The 1244-nt window shown below is 80.2% G+C and carries 2 protein-coding genes; one reads left to right on the top strand and one right to left on the bottom strand.

The features are described 5' to 3' along the window. A partial coding sequence (locus RKE29_RS29945; RefSeq protein WP_312008852.1) for a hypothetical protein occupies positions 1–193 on the bottom strand: 193 nt, incomplete at its 3' end. A 437-nt stretch (positions 194–630) separates the two neighbouring features. Here RKE29_RS29945 and RKE29_RS29940 point away from each other — a divergent pair. Then, the coding region (locus tag RKE29_RS29940) for a hypothetical protein (protein ID WP_312008851.1) at positions 631–1244 on the top strand (614 nt) is incomplete at its 3' end.

Below are 1244 nucleotides of genomic sequence, written 5' to 3'. Positions count from 1 at the left end.
AGTAGTCCGCGGCGTCCTGGCCGCGCGCGCCGGCCCGCCCGATCGGCGGCGAGGCGACGACCTCGTCCGGCGCGCCGCCGTCCGCGCCGGACGCGGCGTGCGCCGGGGCGGGCGCGCCCGCGAGGGCCAGGAGCAGCGCGGCGAGAGCGGCGAGGAGTCCGCGGAAGAACGTCCGCCCCGGAGATCCGGCCATATCCCTCCCCCCTCGCCCTCCCCTCGCCGGCACCGGCCGGCCGGCGCGCGGCGCGCGCACGCGCGCACGGCCCGGAACGCGCCGTGCGCGAAGCCGTGCGCAAAGAGGGTAGGGCGCGGTGTGTCGGGACGGGGTAAGGCCTCCTGTGAGGTCCGACACGGGCGCCCGCCCGGCGCGTTGGCCCGCCGAGGACCCGGCTGCGGATACGGACGCGGATACGCCACGGATACGGACGCGGCACGGGCGACGGCGGGACCCGAAGGGCCGAGTCCCGGTGGCACCGGTGAGGGCGACTCCGTAGCGTCGTGAGTGATCACTCACGGTCGTGGAGTCTGCCTGGAGCAAAGCATGCGGCGAGACATCGGCGAACAGCGAGCGCGCGGCCGCTCCGGCCGCTCCGGCCGCTCGGGTCGGCCCGGCGGGCCCGCGGGGCCGGCGTGACGGCCGCCGGTTCCGCGGCGTGGTGGCCGGGTTTCGGGGTCGGGGCCTGGCTGGGCCTCGCGCTCGTCGCGGCGGGCACGGTGGCCGGGGCGTGGTCGGGGCGGCGCTGGTCGCACCACGCGGGCGTGCTGCTGCCGGCCGCGTCGGGCGTGCTGCTGGCGCTGGCCGGGGCCGACATCGTGCCGCACGCGCTGGAGGACGCCGAGGAGGCCCGGCTGCCCGCCTGGACGGTGCCCGCCGCGGCCGCCGCGGCCTTCGCCGCCGTCTCGGCCGGCGTGCTGCGGCGCGGCGGCGTGCTGCGGCGCGGCTGCTGCGTGCCGGCGCGGCTGTCCGGGCTCGGCGCGGCGGCGGCCCTGGTGCTGCACCGGGCCGTGGAGGGCATGACGGTGGCGCTGGTCGCGTCGTTCCCGGTGGTGGCCGCGCTGGTCGTGCACTCCGTCTGCGAGGGCCTGGCGCTGGCGGCCCTGCTGGCGGCGGGCGGGCGGCGGCGGTTCGCGCCGTGGCTCGCCGCCGCCTGCGTGAGCCCGTTCGCCGGGGGCTGGGCCGCCGAGGCCGCGCCGCTGCCGGAGTGGGCGCACACGCTGCTGCTCGCCGTGGTCGCGGGCGTGCT

The sequence above is a fragment of the Streptomyces sp. B1866 genome, assembly GCF_031932565.1.
Lineage (GTDB): Bacteria > Actinomycetota > Actinomycetes > Streptomycetales > Streptomycetaceae > Streptomyces.
The sequence above is the reverse complement of the archived record's forward strand: the minus strand, read 5'-3'. Positions and strand labels throughout refer to the sequence as shown.